The sequence below is a fragment of the Ruegeria sp. F11 genome (genome assembly GCF_056533855.1).
This window is the reverse complement of sequence record NZ_JBQFOW010000030.1, coordinates 1-16037: the sequence shown is the minus strand read 5'-3', so window position 1 is coordinate 16037 and position 16037 is coordinate 1. Positions and strand designations below refer to the sequence as shown.

The 16037-nt window shown below is 55.7% G+C and carries 13 protein-coding genes and 2 pseudogenes; 6 read left to right on the top strand and 9 right to left on the bottom strand.

What is annotated here, in order from left to right:
* Positions 1–218: 218 nt before the first annotated feature.
* The gene (locus tag ACR0NJ_RS21020; RefSeq protein WP_480819042.1) at positions 219–992 is read right to left on the bottom strand and encodes a TIGR01458 family HAD-type hydrolase; all 774 of its coding nucleotides are present in this window, start codon (positions 990–992) and stop codon (positions 219–221) included.
* Positions 993–1279: 287 nt separating this feature from the next.
* Here ACR0NJ_RS21020 and ACR0NJ_RS21015 point away from each other — a divergent pair, with 287 nt between their 5' ends.
* A complete protein-coding gene (locus tag ACR0NJ_RS21015) occupies positions 1280–1999 on the top strand; it encodes a GDSL-type esterase/lipase family protein (RefSeq protein ID WP_480819041.1) in 720 nt (239 codons plus the stop codon).
* A gap of 63 nt (positions 2000–2062) precedes the next feature.
* Positions 2063–2620, top strand: a complete 558-nt coding sequence (locus tag ACR0NJ_RS21010) for a hypothetical protein (protein ID WP_480819040.1) — start codon at positions 2063–2065, stop codon at positions 2618–2620.
* A 64-nt stretch (positions 2621–2684) separates the two neighbouring features.
* On the opposite strand, the gene ACR0NJ_RS21005 is transcribed toward ACR0NJ_RS21010, so the two are convergent.
* The 3 genes and pseudogenes from ACR0NJ_RS21005 to ACR0NJ_RS20995 all read right to left on the bottom strand — a co-directional run bounded on the left by ACR0NJ_RS21005 (position 2685) and on the right by ACR0NJ_RS20995 (position 6157).
* The gene (locus ACR0NJ_RS21005) at positions 2685–3995 is read right to left on the bottom strand and encodes an ArsB/NhaD family transporter (RefSeq protein ID WP_480819039.1); all 1311 of its coding nucleotides are present in this window, start codon (positions 3993–3995) and stop codon (positions 2685–2687) included.
* Positions 3952–5229, bottom strand: a complete 1278-nt coding sequence (locus tag ACR0NJ_RS21000) for an MFS transporter (protein ID WP_480819038.1) — start codon at positions 5227–5229, stop codon at positions 3952–3954. The genes ACR0NJ_RS21005 and ACR0NJ_RS21000 overlap by 44 nt, the downstream gene beginning before the upstream one ends.
* A 220-nt stretch (positions 5230–5449) precedes the next feature.
* A pseudogene (locus ACR0NJ_RS20995) lies at positions 5450–6157 on the bottom strand (IS6 family transposase).
* Between the two features lie 286 nt (positions 6158–6443).
* On the opposite strand from ACR0NJ_RS20995, the gene ACR0NJ_RS20990 reads away from it, so the two are divergent.
* Together ACR0NJ_RS20990 and ACR0NJ_RS20985 are read left to right on the top strand one after the other, a co-directional pair.
* Positions 6444–7709: a PQQ-dependent sugar dehydrogenase gene (locus ACR0NJ_RS20990; protein WP_480819037.1), complete on the top strand. Its 1266-nt coding sequence runs from the start codon at positions 6444–6446 to the stop codon at positions 7707–7709.
* A complete protein-coding gene (locus ACR0NJ_RS20985; RefSeq protein ID WP_480819036.1) occupies positions 7706–8284 on the top strand; it encodes a c-type cytochrome in 579 nt (192 codons plus the stop codon). The genes ACR0NJ_RS20990 and ACR0NJ_RS20985 overlap by 4 nt, the downstream gene beginning before the upstream one ends.
* A gap of 60 nt (positions 8285–8344) precedes the next feature.
* On the opposite strand, the pseudogene ACR0NJ_RS20980 reads toward ACR0NJ_RS20985, so the two are convergent.
* The 5 genes and pseudogenes from ACR0NJ_RS20980 to ACR0NJ_RS20960 form a co-directional block, all read right to left on the bottom strand.
* Positions 8345–8560: pseudogene (locus tag ACR0NJ_RS20980) on the bottom strand (IS6 family transposase); the annotation flags it as partial.
* Between the two features lie 1008 nt (positions 8561–9568).
* Positions 9569–10039, bottom strand: a complete 471-nt coding sequence (gene cynS, locus ACR0NJ_RS20975; protein WP_480819035.1) for a cyanase — start codon at positions 10037–10039, stop codon at positions 9569–9571.
* A gap of 39 nt (positions 10040–10078) precedes the next feature.
* Entirely contained in the window at positions 10079–10984 is a 906-nt protein-coding gene (locus tag ACR0NJ_RS20970) for an ABC transporter ATP-binding protein (protein ID WP_480819034.1), read from the bottom strand.
* A 12-nt stretch (positions 10985–10996) separates the two neighbouring features.
* Positions 10997–11833 (bottom strand): nitrate ABC transporter permease, encoded by an 837-nt coding sequence (ntrB, locus tag ACR0NJ_RS20965; RefSeq protein WP_480819033.1) that lies wholly within the window; start codon positions 11831–11833, stop codon positions 10997–10999.
* On the bottom strand, positions 11834–13225 hold the full coding sequence (locus ACR0NJ_RS20960) for a CmpA/NrtA family ABC transporter substrate-binding protein (protein WP_480819032.1): 1392 nt from the start codon (positions 13223–13225) through the stop codon (positions 11834–11836).
* Positions 13226–13428: 203 nt separating this feature from the next.
* On the opposite strand from ACR0NJ_RS20960, the gene ACR0NJ_RS20955 reads away from it, so the two are divergent.
* Together ACR0NJ_RS20955 and ACR0NJ_RS20950 are read left to right on the top strand one after the other, a co-directional pair.
* Positions 13429–15285 (top strand): sigma 54-interacting transcriptional regulator, encoded by a 1857-nt coding sequence (locus ACR0NJ_RS20955; RefSeq protein ID WP_480819031.1) that lies wholly within the window; start codon positions 13429–13431, stop codon positions 15283–15285.
* Positions 15276–15683 carry a hypothetical protein gene (locus tag ACR0NJ_RS20950; protein WP_480819030.1) on the top strand — a complete coding sequence of 136 codons (408 nt, stop codon included), beginning with the start codon at positions 15276–15278 and terminating at the stop codon, positions 15681–15683. Before ACR0NJ_RS20955 ends, ACR0NJ_RS20950 begins: the two co-directional genes overlap by 10 nt.
* Positions 15684–16037: the final 354 nt, after the last annotated feature.

Here is a 16037-nt window from a genome sequence, read left to right as displayed (position 1 = left end):
CAACCGCCACGCAAACAGGCCGGACACACGACTGTACTGACAGACCATCGCAACTACAGAAATCTCTTGCAATGCAGGAGCCATCCACACAGGACATTGAACTTCGCCAACAAATACTGCGACGCGGCCAGCCCAACCTGCCGTTCGCCACGAGCGTAAAACCAGAGGCCAACTGAACACCCACAACGCGACACTCAGAGGGTGTCAGATCCTACCCATCATCGGGCATGGAGCTTCATCACCCAGCCAACTGCTTCGGATATGTCATCTGCCACGAAAGAAGGTACCAGATCGTATCGCTTTTCCTCGCCAGGGCGGTACTTCCCGGTGCGAACCAGTATGGCTTTGCCGACACCCGCTTTTAGCGCTCCGGCGACGTCGTTTTCAGCGTCATCCCCTATCATGATGACTTTCGCGAGTGGTAATCCCATGCTGTTAGCAGCCGCCCGAAAAAACGTGGCCGATGGTTTCCCCAAGACTTGAGCTTCGACTTGGGCCGCGTATTCAAGGCCATGCACGAACGCTCCGGCATCAAGACTGAGCGCGCCGTCGGCATCGCGAAAAACCCGGTTCGCTGCCAACGCTAAGAAAGGGGCACCTTGGTCAAGAGCGCGAAACGCTGCATTTAGGTTCTCGTAGTTAAAAGACTGCCCCGCATCACCCAAAACTACAGCGGCAGGCTTTCCCTGAACCACCCCTTTAAAATCCTCTATCAGGTCTGGATGTACCAAAAGGTGAGGAGAATACCCGTTTTGATTCAACCAGTCACAAGCAGCCCGAGAAGGAGTGATGACCTCGTTCGTGTCGACTGCAAAGCCGAATTGATTCAGCCTTTCGACAATAAGCCGCTTGGGTCTGCGAGTGGTGTTTGTGAGAAAACGGATTGGGATCTCTTGCGTTCTACATCGATCCACCGCTTCCTTGGCGCCCGAGATCACTTGCGTTCCGTTGTAAAGAACACCCGATATATCAAGGAGAAGACCACTAGCCATGACACCTCAATGCTAGTGCAGGTCTTCTGCTTTGATCAAGCAGGAGACCCAAACGGAAAAAGCTCGTTTGTAAATTGCCTCAGCTTGGATGGAATCCATACTTGAATGCTGCCGTAGAGCCTTAGCGACAGATGCCACGGTATGAGCCGCCAAACCGAACCTTCTCTGTGTGCGTAGAAGCTGCCGCTAAGTGACAGTTTGCCCTAAAGGGCCTAGCTGTTCGCCGACTCGCTGGCCAGTGTCGTGGCTCAAGGCTTGAGGTCCTTTCCAGCACGAGTATGCTGGCCTTGAGCAATGAAAAGCGAGCTATTTTGAACGAGCAAATACAGAGTCAGCAGGCTGACAACCCGAAGTCAGTGCTATGCTTCGGGGATTCGTTGACCTGGGGGTTCGATCCGCGCGGCGGTGCTGACTTTGTCCGGTACGATTTCACTGAACGATGGACGAGGCGGCTGCAGGCGGAACTCGGTACAGCCTACCACGTGATCGAAGACGGGTTGAATGGCAGAACCACAGTCTTCGACGATCCCATGATCGGCGAAACGAGCGGTCTCGCCCAATTGCCAATAGCACTCAAGACGCACATGCCACTCGATCTTGTCGTAATCCTTCTGGGATCAAATGACGTTAAGACTCGCTTTAATGTAAATGGCGATGAAATCGCCCGTGGTCTCGGCCGCCTTCTGGAAGTCGTATCGAAATCGAATGTGGGGCCCGGTGGCCGGGCCCCTGCTACGCTCGCGTTGGTGCCGCCTGCAATGGGTGACGTCAGCAGAACTTGGCTGGCACCTTTGTTCGATCCCGTTCAATGCCCAGCAGCGCTGCAACGGCTTCGCGACACATATCCCCCGGTCACCGCCACGTTTGGCGCGCGGTGCTTTGATATCAATGAAGTGGTCGGTCCCGGCACCATTGATGGCGTACACTTCGACCCCAATTCGTTGCAACCGGTCGCTGTTGCGCTCGCTGAAGTCATCCGCGACATGTTAGATGGATCGAAGACATAGGCGTCTTCGAACAGCAATGAGCGAACGCTGCGAGGTGCGTTTAGAAAAGGACTGCTAAACTGAATGAGCATTTCTGGAAAAATGCCACCGAGCATCAGAGTATACCCGGCTGACGCTGCGCCGGATGAGGTAATTGATGCTTATATTTTTGAGCTAAAAGAACAGATCAATCGCACACCTGCAAATTTGAACAACATATCGAAGGATATGCTTACCGCACCGGGAAACAACCTTGTCGTGGTATTTGAGAATGGCAAAGTGCTTGGTGGCCTTTATACGAAACCCGAGAGTTGGGATGGCCTTCGAATCCGCAAATTGAACGGCTTGTTCTCAACACTAAAGGGCCAGGGATTGGCACGTCATATTATTGCCCGCGCAATGAGTCTGCCTTGGGACACAGACAAACTCGCCGCTGTTGTCCGAGTTATGCCATCGGGCGAGGTCAATGCAGCCGCAGCTCGGGCGTTTGCATTGAACGGATTCTTTCCAACTGGAATAAGGCGTTTTTCGATTTCTGACAACGCACTCGATTCACACCTTTATGCAACCGCCGAACCTGACGGGGAAACTTATCGTGCCGTGATGCTTGTCTCGCGATTAAAAGATCAGGGAACCGGCTAGTACAGTTCAAAAAACTGCCGGACCCGTAGCTGCGGCTCCGAGCCGGTGCAAATCAGTTTGTTCATCAAAACGCCTTGCCGGACAAGTGAGCCTCAAGAAGCAAAATCCAACCAACCGTAATCCCAGTCGAAACTAGCCCGATGGGCATGACATCCTTCATGAACTGGGTGAACGTCACTTCCTGCGCCCCCATGCGATCCGCCATTTGCAAGACGATGACATTGCTAGCCGCGCTGATGATGAAGACGTTCCCAGCCAAGGTCGAGATACCGGCAAGCATCATCAGATTTGGCACATCGAAAGAAGGCATCAGCTTCAGGTACATATCGACCAGTGGCACGTTTGAAAAAATCTGGCTGCCAAAAAAGCTGATACCGGCTGTCACCAGCGGTTCACTCATATGCTCGCGCTCTTCGCCCAGAATAGTCTGCAACGATCCCGAATTCAGCAGCGCACCTGTTACAATGAACATGGATACAAAGAATACCAACGTAGGCCAGTCGAGGCGGGCAAAGGTTTTCAGCCGGGCACTATCAAACAAGTAGACTGGCAAACAGGCGATGGCCGCTGCGACCCCCAGCGGATACCCGAAGTCTGATCCGGTGGCTGCCAGAACACTCTCAACGGTTACAAGAACGACAAGGACAATAATGGCCAGAAGCACTGGCCATTTAACCCCGCCATTTTCCTCTGCTACATCCGCCTTTTCCACGCTTGGAGTCGAAACCACCATTCGCTTGGAAAGCCAAAATGCACTGCCTCCCAAACAGATCAACGTGGGAACAATGAGCCAGTGAACAAACGTAATCATGGGGGCCGGAACTTGGCCGCTGGCCGCAATCAACAAGTTCTGCGGGTTCCCAATAGGCGTGGCCATGCTGCCGATCGTGACGGCAACGCAAAGCGCGATCAGAAAGGTTCGCTGGTCGGCTCCGGTTTGACGCGCCAACATCAGCGCAATGGGTGTGCCGATAATGGCAGCCGCGTCGTTGGTCAGGACTGCGGCGATCAGCGCGAACAGAAGCATGAACGCCACGAGTGAGACGCCGGGCGTTCGCCAGCCTACCATCCAGCCCGCGATCCGATGCGAGATACCGTTTTCATACAGGGCGCGCCCGATGGAGAAGACGGAAAACAGGTAAAGCATGACATTCCAGTCTATCGCTTCAATGGCAGATTTCGGAGTTATGGCGCCCGTGACCAGCAGAGCGAATGCACCTGCGGTCATGACATGCCATATTTTGATAGACGCGGGCAGCCATTCGCGGATGGCAATCAGAGTGAAAACGGCAATTGAGACCCCAAGACTGAAGGACAATGTGCTACTCCGGTTAAGATTGCGCGGCGTCAGGCTTGTTCTGATTGCGGCTTGCATGCGGAGCCGTTTCCGGCATCAGAGTGGCGAAAATCAACGCCCCCAGTAGCGAGACGGCTGCAAGAAAGTAAAACGCCATATCGTAACTGCTTATCTGCACGATCTCTTCTGCCGCCAGGTTGCTGACCGAAGCTCCAACTCCGACGAGGGTGGCCAACGCCCCTTGTGCGATATTGAACCGCCCGGTTCCTTTAGTCACATCCGAAACGATGAGCAAAAACAGAACGGCAAAGATTCCGTTTGCTACGCCGTCCAACGACTGAATGGCGACAAGCGCCACGCTATTGTCTGTCAGAGTATAGAGAAAGGCGCGGATCGGAAGAATTGAGAAAGCAACCAAAAACAGTGGTTTGCGACCCCAATGATCTGCGGTCCGGCCACAGAGAACTGCCATTCCGACCATAATGAACTGTGCCGAGATGATGCAAGCCGAAGTGAACGCAATCCCGGCCTTGGTATCGCCTCCGCTGGCGACCTTCTGGCTCACCAAAGGTAGCATACTGGCGTTTGCACAGTGAAACAGGACGATCGAAACGCCAAAAATCAGAAGACGCCTGTCACTGAAGATCGTGGCAAAGCCGCTAGGCTTTTCGGCGCCCGATCTGTCCTCGGCAACGCCACCACGGGCAGTTTCGTGGTCAATATCGTTGGGTCTGATCAGCATGGTGCAAAAAATCATGCCCACACACATCACGGATATCAGGATAAACACCCCATTTACATAGCCTGCCAATGCTAAACCCGCGGCAATCCCCGCCGCCACCACGTTCCCTGCGTGGTTCCATGCTTGGTTCGCGCTGGTTTGGCGGGTAAACGCCCCTCGCCCGACAACGCCCAGCGTCATGGCTGCAATCAGCGGACCGAGAAAAGCCAGCGCGACACCCATTGTCGCTTGCGCGCCATAGATCGCAATCGCCTCGTTAGATACAACAAGGGTCAAAGCCGCCAAACCCACAGCTGCGACACAAACAACCATCAAAGCGCGCTTGGCGCGTATCCAATCAATCAACGCTCCGGCCGGTGTCTGTGCTAGCACCGTTACAATTGATCCGAGGGCAAGTGCGAAACCGATGTTCTGGGGCGACCAGTGAAGTTGGGCCAAAAGGTAGATCGCCAAGTAGGGGCCGAACCCTGCGGTCACATCTCCGGCAAAGAAATTCATACCCAACAAAGGTCGGTTCAACCGCGCATGCGGTACCGTATCCACCGGCGTGTCAGTCAAATCGCCTTGCACAAAACAAGCGCCTCCATGTCAGCACAGCAGATACCCCTGGAGTTCACTTTGGTTGATTGGAAGTTTTTATTCAACCCAGGCGCGTTTCCTGCATGGAACTTGTAGCCCATTAAGGGTGAAAGCCAGTTTGCTCTGATAGGAGCCGGCGCTAACCAGTCATTCGTGGGCGTGCTGTCAGACGAATTCGAACCAGTCTCAGGTTACCGCGGAAACCGCGAACCTATCCGGAACAAATTTGACGCCACTCGCTAAGAGCGGCGGCGCGTGTCAGCTTGAAGGCGTCTCGGCTGGCTAGCGATCTTTCCTGGTTGAAGTGGTTGTAGACGGAGGAATGGACGGCGGCGAATTTCTGTAGACTTCGTATGCGCCTGAAACGCTGCATCGCGCGTTCGCGTCGTCGGAAAGGAAGGTGCGAATTCTCGACGCGGTTGTTGAGCCACCTACCCGTCCTTTGTTTTTCAAGCGCGCCCATTTCTCTGAGCGCAGCCTTGTAAGAGGCGAAGCAATCTGTGACGATCTCTTCGGCGCAACCGTGCCGCTTCATCAATTTCTTGAGGAATTTCGGTGCTGCAGCCTTGTTTCGGCGTTTGGTGACAACGGCTTCCAGCACCTCACCTTCGTGATCAACGGCCTGCTAAAGATAATACCGCTTGCCATTCACCTTCACAAAAACCTCGTCCACGTGCCACTTCCATTTGGAGTATGCTCTCAATTGCTGAACACGCTTCCGCCTTATCTCAGCAGCAAATATCGGGCCAAACCTGTTCCACCAATATCGGACGGTTTCGTGGCTCACGTCGATGCCTCGCTCGTGCAGCAGATCTTCGACATTCCGAAGCGAAAGCGGGAAGCGAATGTATAACATCACCGTAAGGCGGATGATTTCGGGACTGGTTTTAAAGTACTTGAAAGAGGCAGGTCTGGTCATGGAAAAAAGCTACGCAACACCCCTGCCCCGCTCAAGCAAAGCTCTTTTGACAAGACCCCAGAACACTCGTCCCAATCGCGAATGCACTGTGCAAATCACGGCAAAAGTGGAACGCTCAACTCGCATGGCAAATACAGTTGCCAGCTTCGTTCCGTCGTCGTCAGCTTTCATTAGTGCATTAGTTAAACAAGTTGACAGCTTACCCAAGGTAAAGAGTAGATTGGTGTTCGTGGGACCGCACTGCCACGCAAGAGGCCGGGCGCCCTATCGAAAAAGGGAGGACCAAATGACTTACAGGAAAGTTCTTTCTGGGCTTATGCTCGGGACCATGCTTGCAGGGCCGACGCTCGCCCAAGACAACATGGACAAGCTCGCCAACATGCAGAAAACGGACGCTACGTTCACCTTCGTCGATCAGGAAGGCGAACGCGCCGAAGCGCTGAAAGCGATTGTGCCGAATATCAACGTACCAGAGGGTTTTGAGGTCAGTCTTTATGCTGTCGTGCCGGACGCGCGTTCAATGGCTATGGCCCCTCAGGGCACGGTTCTTTTTGCTGGAACACGCAAAGACAAGATGTGGTCTATCGTAGATCGCGACCGTGATCGCGTCGCGGATGAAGTAAAGGATTTTGCTCCCTCGATTGCTCTCGATATTCCAAATGGCCCCTGCTTCTCGCCGGATGGATTCCTTTTCATTGCAGAGCGCAACCGGGTCCTGGTTTTTCCGGCGGCCGAATTCTTCTTCGAAGGTCCAGATCCAGCCGTCGGCATCGTGGTTCCGCAGGGAGAGCTGATCCCGCCAGAGGAAGAGAGCTTCAACCACACCGCGCGCGTTTGCGATATTGGCCCGGATGGTAAGCTGTATATTTCGCTCGGCCAACCTCACAACGTGCAACCTAAAGACAAGATTGAGCTCTATGACGAGATCGGCATTGGCGGTATTATTCGGATGAATACCGATGGATCCGACCGCGAAGTCTATACACGTGGGGTCCGCAACTCGGTAGGCCAGGATTTCAACCCCGCGACAGGCGAGCTTTGGTGGACGGACAACCAAGTCGACGGCATGGGTGATGACATTCCGCCGGGCGAGTTGAACCGACAGACCAGCGCGGGCCAGCATTTCGGCTTTCCATGGACCAATTCTCGGGTTGAGATCGTCTCGGAAGCTGATTACCCTCGACCTGAAGGCGTGGAATTCGTCGAACCTCAGCTTGAGTTGACCGCGCACGCAGCTGACCTTGGTATGCGCTTCTATCACGATGACAGCTTCCCGGAAGAGTACCACGGCGGCATCTTTTGGGCGCAGCACGGCTCGTGGAACCGCACGACGCCAGTTGGTGCACGTGTAATGTTCACCGCGCTTGACCCCGAAACAGGCGATGCAGTCGGAGCGCAGGTTTTCGCGGATGGCTGGCTGAACGAGGATACTGGCGAGTATCTTGGCCGTCCGATGGACATCGAATTCCTGCCCGATGGCTCCATGCTGGTATCCGACGACTTCGCGGGTGCGATCTGGCGAATCGCATATAATCCCGCGCCTTCGGAATGAAGGCTGGAGAACTTATCACCCTTGGCGGGCTCATGCTCGCCTTGGGAACCTACGCTTTTGCAGATGATCCGGCCGAGGGACGAAAAGTCGCCAATATGTGCCGTACTTGTCACGGCGTTGATGGATATTCGCAAATCCCCATCGCCCCGCATATCGGTGGTGAGCCGAAGGAGTATCTTGAGGCTCAGTTGATGGCCTTCAAGACTGGCCAGCGCGAACACGAGATGATGTCTATCGTGACAGCAAGTCTTTCGGCGCAACAGATCTCGGACGTCGCGGCTTGGTATGCGTCGCATTCCGCAGTGGCTACGCTCCCCGACGGTGTGAGCGAGGAGGACGCGCCCTTGGCCTGCGTGTCTTGCCATGGGGCAGACGGAATATCGCAACTTCTTGATGCGCCAAACCTTGCAGGTGAGGTCAATATCTACATTGATACGCAGCTCAAAGCGTTCCGAAATGGCAATCGGCAGCATGAGATCATGTCCGAGATCGCGGCATCTTTGACGGATGAAGAGATTCGAGAGATCGCAGACTGGTATTCGAACGTACAATTGGGGATCGAGCCGCCCAAGTAATTTGGAGGGTGCTGTCAGACGACTTCGAACTAGTCTTAGTTTGCTGCCAAAACAGTGAACCTATCCGGAACAAAGTTGACGCCACTCAGCAAGAGCGGCGGTACGTGTCCGCTCGAATGATTCTCTGCTGGTTAGGGATCTTTCCTGATTTAAGTGGTTGTAGACGGAAGAATGGACGGCGGCGAATTTCTGTGAACTTCGCATGCGCCTGAAACGCTGCATCGCGCGATCCCGTCGTCGAAACGGCAGGTGCGAGTTCTCGACGCGGTTTTTGAGGCTATTGAAATCTAGCAAAGTCGGGCGGCCCTCAGCTGCCGTTCGACCCTGGTCACCTTCTCTGCGGTGCGGCGCGCCAAAGCTGCCGTTTGCTGCAATCGCAAAGCTGGAAAGTAGAAGATGATCTGGAGCAAAGTTCTGAGCAGAGATGTAACAGTAACGGTCGATGTTGCAGCTCAGCCCACAAACCTGCCGCCATTGGATTGCAGTTTCGTTTGGCCAAAAGAGAGGGTAGTGATTTGAATGGCCTCTATGGACTGCGAAATCTCATATTCAAACCAACATCACAAATCGACCATCTGTTCAGTCGGACTTGGTGTTCTCCAACGCTTGTTCCCTCAGCCAATTGACCGCCGGGTTGAAGCGGCTGCGCTCGTGGCGGACCAGGTAATAAGGGAAACCGCAACCCGGCCGAAACGGCGCTGAACAAAGTGGGGACAATTTTTGGACCTGCTCGGCCAGCCGTTTGGCACAGCCGCTACCGCATCCGTCTATCCGACAAGGAAAGGCAGCGTGGTGAAGTAGGGCTGTTGGAATACGGCATTCGAACCGTCTCCGTCTTCCGGCATGATCGTATCCGGTTTCAGGCCCGTGGTGCCTGGAAAGCTGAACTCGATTAGCCGTTGTTCGCTGCGAGCGTAAAGTCAAAGGTCGGCTGAGCTCAGGTTCGCCGCATCCGCACAATACGCTTGGGCCACCAGGCCATAGGCTGAGCCTAGTGACTTTACATTTGGTGCGATTTCCAAGTTGAACATCGCTGTGCGTCGATACGCACGGATCGTCCGCAATTGGGTCATATCGATCAGTCATGAGGCGAGCGCAAACGGTACCCATTACATGAAGAGAACCAAGGTTTCACAAATACACAAGAAAACCGGAAATCTTCGAGCTGTTCAGCTTTTTTTTGTTAGCCACACCAAGGTGGACAGCCCCGCTTTTCCGAATACTCAGCTCGCGGCCAGCCTCAGCCCTGAGGCTGGCCCAGCAGTTCAATGTCCCGTGATTTACTCACCAAGAATTGTAGGACAAGTACTTGCCCGACATCTCAACCTTGACCCGGTCGCCTTTTTCGTGCGGAACGCGGGTGACCTGCATGTCGAAATCAATAGCGGACATGATACCGGTTCCGAATTTCTCTTCGATCAGTGCCTTGAGTGTCGGGCCATAGACGCCGACGATTTCATAAAACCGATAGATGCAGGGGTCGGTGGGGACAGCCTGCTCCCAGACTTTCGTGGGCGGTTCGGACAGAGCGCTTGCGGCCTCTTGCGGCAGGCCCATCAGGGCGACCATGGCGTCGGCCTTGTCGGCAGGGAAGGCGTTCATGCCCATGCAGGCGGAATGGGTCCAGACCGGCGACATATCGATTTTCTCGGCGATGCCTTCCCATGTCATCCCGGCTTGTTTCTTGGCTGACAGGATCATCATTGTGACGTCCTCTTTGGTCATCATGGCGGGGATTTCGATTGTATCTTTCATTGGGGTTCCTCCTGATTGGATTGTCCGTGTGGGGGTCTTTCAGTCGTTGACCGCCCGCAGTTGGGGGTTGGTCTCGGGCACTTCGGGTGCCGGGTCCGTCAGGTCGATCACCACCGACTCGGGCCGTTGTGCTGCGCCGTCGCTTGCTTGTCCGGCGAGCTCTTTCGAACGCTGCCCAAGGAACTGCACCAGATGGTTTCGGGTCGCGTAGTAGTTGGGGTGATCGACGATTTCCGTGCGGGTACGAGGCCGGGGAACGGTGATCTCGACCGACTCGGCCACCCGTGCAAAGGGACCATTGGTCATCAGCAGGATGCGGTCGGCCAGCAGGATCGCTTCGTCGATGTCATGGGTGATCATGAACACTGTCTGCTCGGTTTCGCCCCATACCTTTAGCAATTCGTCCTGAATTGTCCCCCGTGTCAGTGCGTCCAGCGCGCCGAAGGGTTCGTCCAGCAACAATAGCTTGGGCTGGTTGGCAAAGGCGCGCGCGATGGACACGCGTTGCCGCATACCGCCGGATAACTGACTGGGTTTGCGGTGCACCACATCGCCCTCAAGCCCCACCTTGGCCAGGAACGCGCGCGCGTGTTCTTCGACCTTGGCGGCGGTCCAGTCGGGATAGCGGGCTTTGACACCGAAGGTCACGTTCTTGAGTGCCGACAGCCACGGCAACAGCGAGTAGTTCTGGAACACCACACCGCGATCCAGCGAGGGGCCGGATACTTCGAACCCGTCCATCTTGACCACGCCTGACGTGGGTTTTGCCAGACCGGCCAGGATGTTCATGATGGTCGACTTTCCACAGCCGGAATGGCCTAGGATGCAGACGAATTCGCCCTTTTCGATGCCAAAGCTGGCGTTTTCGAACACGGTCAGGGTACCGCCCTGACCGTCGGGGAATTGCTGGGTCAGCAGTTCGATATTCAGAAACGGCTTGCTCATGAGTATTGTTCCTTATTCGGCATAGGCGACGGCGCGCTGCAGGTAGGCAAAGGCCGAGTCCAGCAGCATGCCAACAATGCCGATCATGAGGATGGAGAAGATCACCGAGGTGAGGTCGAGGTTGTTCCACTCGTTCCACACGTAATAGCCAATGCCGGTCCCACCCACGAGCATCTCAGCCGCCACGATCACCAGCCACGCGATGCCGATGGATATCCGCATGCCCGTAATGATCGTTGGGGCTGCGGCGGGCAGAATGACGGTAAAGGCGGTACGAAACGGCCCCAATTCATGCGTGCGTGCGACATTCACCCAATCCTGCCGGACACCGGCGACGCCAAAGGCTGTGTTAATCAGCATCGGCCAGATCGAGCAGATGAAGATCACGAAAATCGCGCTCGCCTCGCTGTCCTGAATGATGAACAGGGCCAGCGGCATCCACGCCAACGGAGAAATGGGCCGCAGCACCTGAATGAATGGGTTGAACGCCTTGTAGGCGACCTGACTCATCCCGATCAGAAACCCCAGCGGGATCGCCACAAGGGCAGCCATGAAATACCCGGCCAGAACACGATAGATCGAATAGCCGATCTGAATGCCGATCCCCTTGTCATTCGGGCCGGCGTCATAGAACGGGTTCGACAGCTGCTCCCACGCCTTGGCGATGACCTGACTTGGGGGTGGCACACCTGCCTTCTGCGCCCCACCACCGGTCAGGCGCTCGTATTCAGTCAGTTCTCCGACGGATTTCTGCGCGGGAATGGCGGTCTCCCATATCAGAAGGCCGACCACCAGCATCACCACCGACAGCAGCGCCGCGCGCTGATTGATCGAGAGGTTGTCCAACATTTACGACGCTTTCCCGATTGCAAAGCTGGACACATACCTTTCGGGATCTTTCGGATCGAAGGTCTTGCCCATGATGGTGTGGGTTTTGTAGGTCACGTCCGGCGCGTCATAGCCCAGATCGGTCATGACCTTTTTGGCATCAGCAGCCAAATAGACCTGCTCGGCCACGCCTTTGTAATCCACATCGCCCTCGACATAGCCCCAGCGCTTCATCTGCGTCAGGATCCAGACCCCCATCGAATGCCAGGGGAAGGGATCGAAATCGATCCGGTCGGGCACTTGCTGCACCTCACCCAATCCATCGGCATAGGTACCGGTCAGAACCTGCTCGATCACTGGAACAGGCTGGTTCAAGTAGTTGGTTGGCGCAATCGCTTCCGAGATATCCTTGCGGTTATCAGGGTTCGACGCGAATTGCGTGGCGTCGATGATCGACTTGAGCAGCGCGCCATAGGTATTCGGCAGCTCGGTTGCAAAACTCAGCGGCGCGGCGAAGGCACAGCAGGGATGGCCTTCCCAGATGTCCTTGGTCAGGGTGTGGATAAAGCCGATCCCCTCCCATACGGCGCGTTGGTTGAACGGGTCGGGCGACAAGTAGCCGTCGAGGTTTCCGGCGCGCAGGTTCGCAACCATTTCTGGCGGCGGTACAACACGGATCTGGATGTCGACGTCCGGGTCCAGCCCGAACTCAGCCACGTAATAGCGCAGCAGGAAGTTGTGCATCGAGTATTCGAACGGCACGCCGAAGGTGAAGCCCTTCCACTGCTTCGGGTCGCGTTTGTCCAGATGTTCATTCGATAGAACGATGGCCTGTCCGTTGATGTTCTCGACGGCAGGCATGATGTAAGGCGTCGCGACTGATCCCGCGCCCATGGTCATCGCCAGTGGCATGGGTGTCAGCATGTGACTCGCGTCGTATTCGCCCGACAATGACTTGTCGCGGGCCACCGCCCAGCCGGCTGTTTTGATGACCTGAGCATTCAGGCCGTAGCGTTCATAGAACCCCATCGGTTGCGCCATGATGATCGGCGTGGCGCAGGTGATCGGAACAAAGCCGATGTTTAGATCGGTTTTCTCGGGCGTGCCCAGATTGTCGAGGATGGCCGCCTTGGCCTGCTCAAGCGGAAAGACCGAGGCCAGCGCCGCCGCAGCGGTCCCGCCACCCAGCATCCCCATGAACGACCGACGGTTGATGTCGCTTTGCCCAAACACAGACCGCACGATCGCGCTTTCGACCACGCGTTCGGTCACCTGTTCCGAGGTCATAACCTCGAGCTCGGCATAGTCCTTGTCATGGCCGTGGCCCGACAGGCACCCCTCGCAACCGCAATCGGCCCCGTGGCGCAGGTCGGTCTTGGCAGAAAACGGATTTCCAAGGCTCTTGATCGTCATGGTTTTCCCCTCGTGTCAGTGAAGTTGACATGATGGTGCCAGCCGGAATGGCGCCAAAACAGGGGGCGCACAAAATTTGTGCATCGAATAAAATCAATTGAAAATAATAGTTTACTCAAAATGAGGTCTGGCAGATTTTACGATAAATCGTAAATTACGAAATCTCGAATTCTGATGCCGCGCCGCAGCGCTAGACTGCGAATATGACGCTTGCCCTGCTGCCCCCCGATTCCCTTTTGCACGCGCTGCCCGAGGCGGCGCTAGTGCTGGACACCTCTGCCGACCGGATCGTCGATTGGAATACCCACGCTAAAGATTTTCTGGGTGCAGGGCCTGATACCCGGCCTTTACCCTTCTCGCGCTATCTGCGATCCGCGCTGCCGCAATTTGTCGTGTTTATTGAAGAGGTCGACCACCGCAGCGAAAGCTGGACCCGTGACATTCCCCTGACCTCGGCCAATGGAAAGGTGACGCGCTGCGAACTGCGCGCACGTCAGATGCCGGGCAAACCGGGTTGGTTGATGATGACGCTGGCCGATCTGGAGGCGTTGGACCACCGGGCCGAACTGACCGCGATGGCCGAGACCTTTCGCGGCGGTATTCTGGAATGGAAACGGACCGAAGGGTTCTTTGCCGAACTGGAACGCCAGAACCAGTTGATCCTGAATGCAGCCGGTGAAGGCATCTATGGAGTCAATGCCGAAGGCAAGACCACCTTCGTCAACCGCGCCGCGCAAGAAATGTTGGGCTGGACGACCCAGGACCTGCTGGGCAAGGACATCCATTCGATGATCCACCACCATCATTTGAACGGCGAGGTTTACCCATCTCAGCAATGCCCTATCTATCGTTCCTTCCGGTTCGAGCAGGTGAACCGGATCGAGGATGAGGTGTTCTGGCGCAAGGATGGCAAACCAATCCGCGTCGAATATGTCTCGACCCCAATCTACGACCAACAGGTTCTGGCCGGGGCCGTGGTGATTTTTCGCGACATCACCGAACGCAAGGAAAATGAACGCAAGCTGCACGATGCGCTGGGTGAGGTTGCCGCCCTGCGCGACCGGCTGGAGCAAGAGAACGCCTACCTGCAAGAGGCGATCACCTCGGAACGCGCGCATCATGACATCATCGGCACCTCGCCCGCGATCCGGCAGATCGTGACACGGATCGATCTGGTTGCCGGCACGGATGCAACCGTACTGATCTCGGGCGAAACAGGCACCGGGAAATCCCTCGTAGCGACTGAAATACACAAAGCCAGCCCGCGCGCGCGCCGTCCACTGATACATTTCAAATGCAGTTCGGTGGCCCCCGAAGAGGTAGAGGCCGAGTTGTTCGGACAGGTGCGCGGTGCCCATAACGGGGCCACGCGGGACAAACCCGGCAAGCTGGAACTGGCCCATGGTGGAACGCTGTTCCTGGACGATGTGGAAGATTTACCGCTGGAGATTCAGGGCAAGTTTCTGGCGGTGTTGCAGAACGGCGTAGTAACACGGTTGGGCGACACACGGGCAAAGCCGATCGACCTGCGCGTCATCGCCGCCACCTCTCTGACCGAAGCGCAAGTACGACGGGCAGACCGCATTCGTGAAGACCTGTATCTGTTCCTCAACGTTTTCCCGATCACCTGCCCTCCGTTGCGCGACCGGCATGAGGATATCCCACAATTGGCTACCCATCTGCTGAAGATCGCTTGTCGAAGGCTGAACCGGCCCGTGCCGGTTTTGACCGAGCACGGGGTGCAGCAATTGCAGAGCTACGACTGGCCAGGAAACGTCCGTGAACTCCACAACGTGATCGAGCGTGCTGCAATTGTTTCTCAGGATACAAAGCTTGTAGTCGAACTTGAGGGCGCGATGCCGAGCGCACAAACAAACGCTTCCTTTAAAACAGAAGCACAGATGCAGGACCTCGCGCGATCAAACCTAATCGCCGCTTTGCGTGAAACACAAGGGCTGGTTTCCGGCCCCTCTGGCGCCGCAGCTTTGCTTGGCGTCAGGCCAACGACTTTGTATTCGCGGATCAAGTCCATGAACATTGTTGATACCGAATGGCAATAGATCAGATTCGCCTGAGAGTTTCAAATAATGGCCAGATCACCCCCAAAGCACCCAACCGAATGAAAGTCGAATACGAAATCAAATTCAATCGAACCCTGGCACATGAACACAAGGGCGAGCGTCTGGAAAGAGCGGGCTCCGTTGCTTATGGTCTGGCCCAACTGCTTTATGTCCCATCAGATGGCATAGCGCACGCTGCAGCAGCCGTTGATGAGTTGATCCACGTGTCGTTCCCGGGCGAACCACCTCAGCAGCAAGCAATCACTAGGCCTATCGCCTTTGCACGACCGAAGAGTGAAGTGGGGCGCTGTGCACCTCTACCGCTAGACGTCATAAAGACGCCCACGATCGAGAACCTGTCAGCGCCGTTCTCGCCACCTGCGAAAACCTACGAATAACAGATCATCACGCACGCAATGTCGTCCAGGGTGAGCACTTTCGGTACGCATTCGATGCGGCGCATGAAAGTGACACAAGTATACAATAAGACTGGCAATTCACGCGCAATTCAGTCGCTGTTCAGCCGCGCCAAGATGGACAGTGCCGTTCGGTCTCTCGGGGCGTGGCTCGAAGATGCATTGGACATCGCAGAAGACAATGAAATCTGACGTCCTGAGCTGTCCTCGCGGGCGGCCCAGAGCCGACCTTGAGCAAAGCAGTCTGTTTGACGTCAGCGCCAATGGGACAGTTTAGGGTGATTTGATAAGAGAGGGTTTCTGGCACATCGTAACCACCGAGGAGTGGAGATGAGA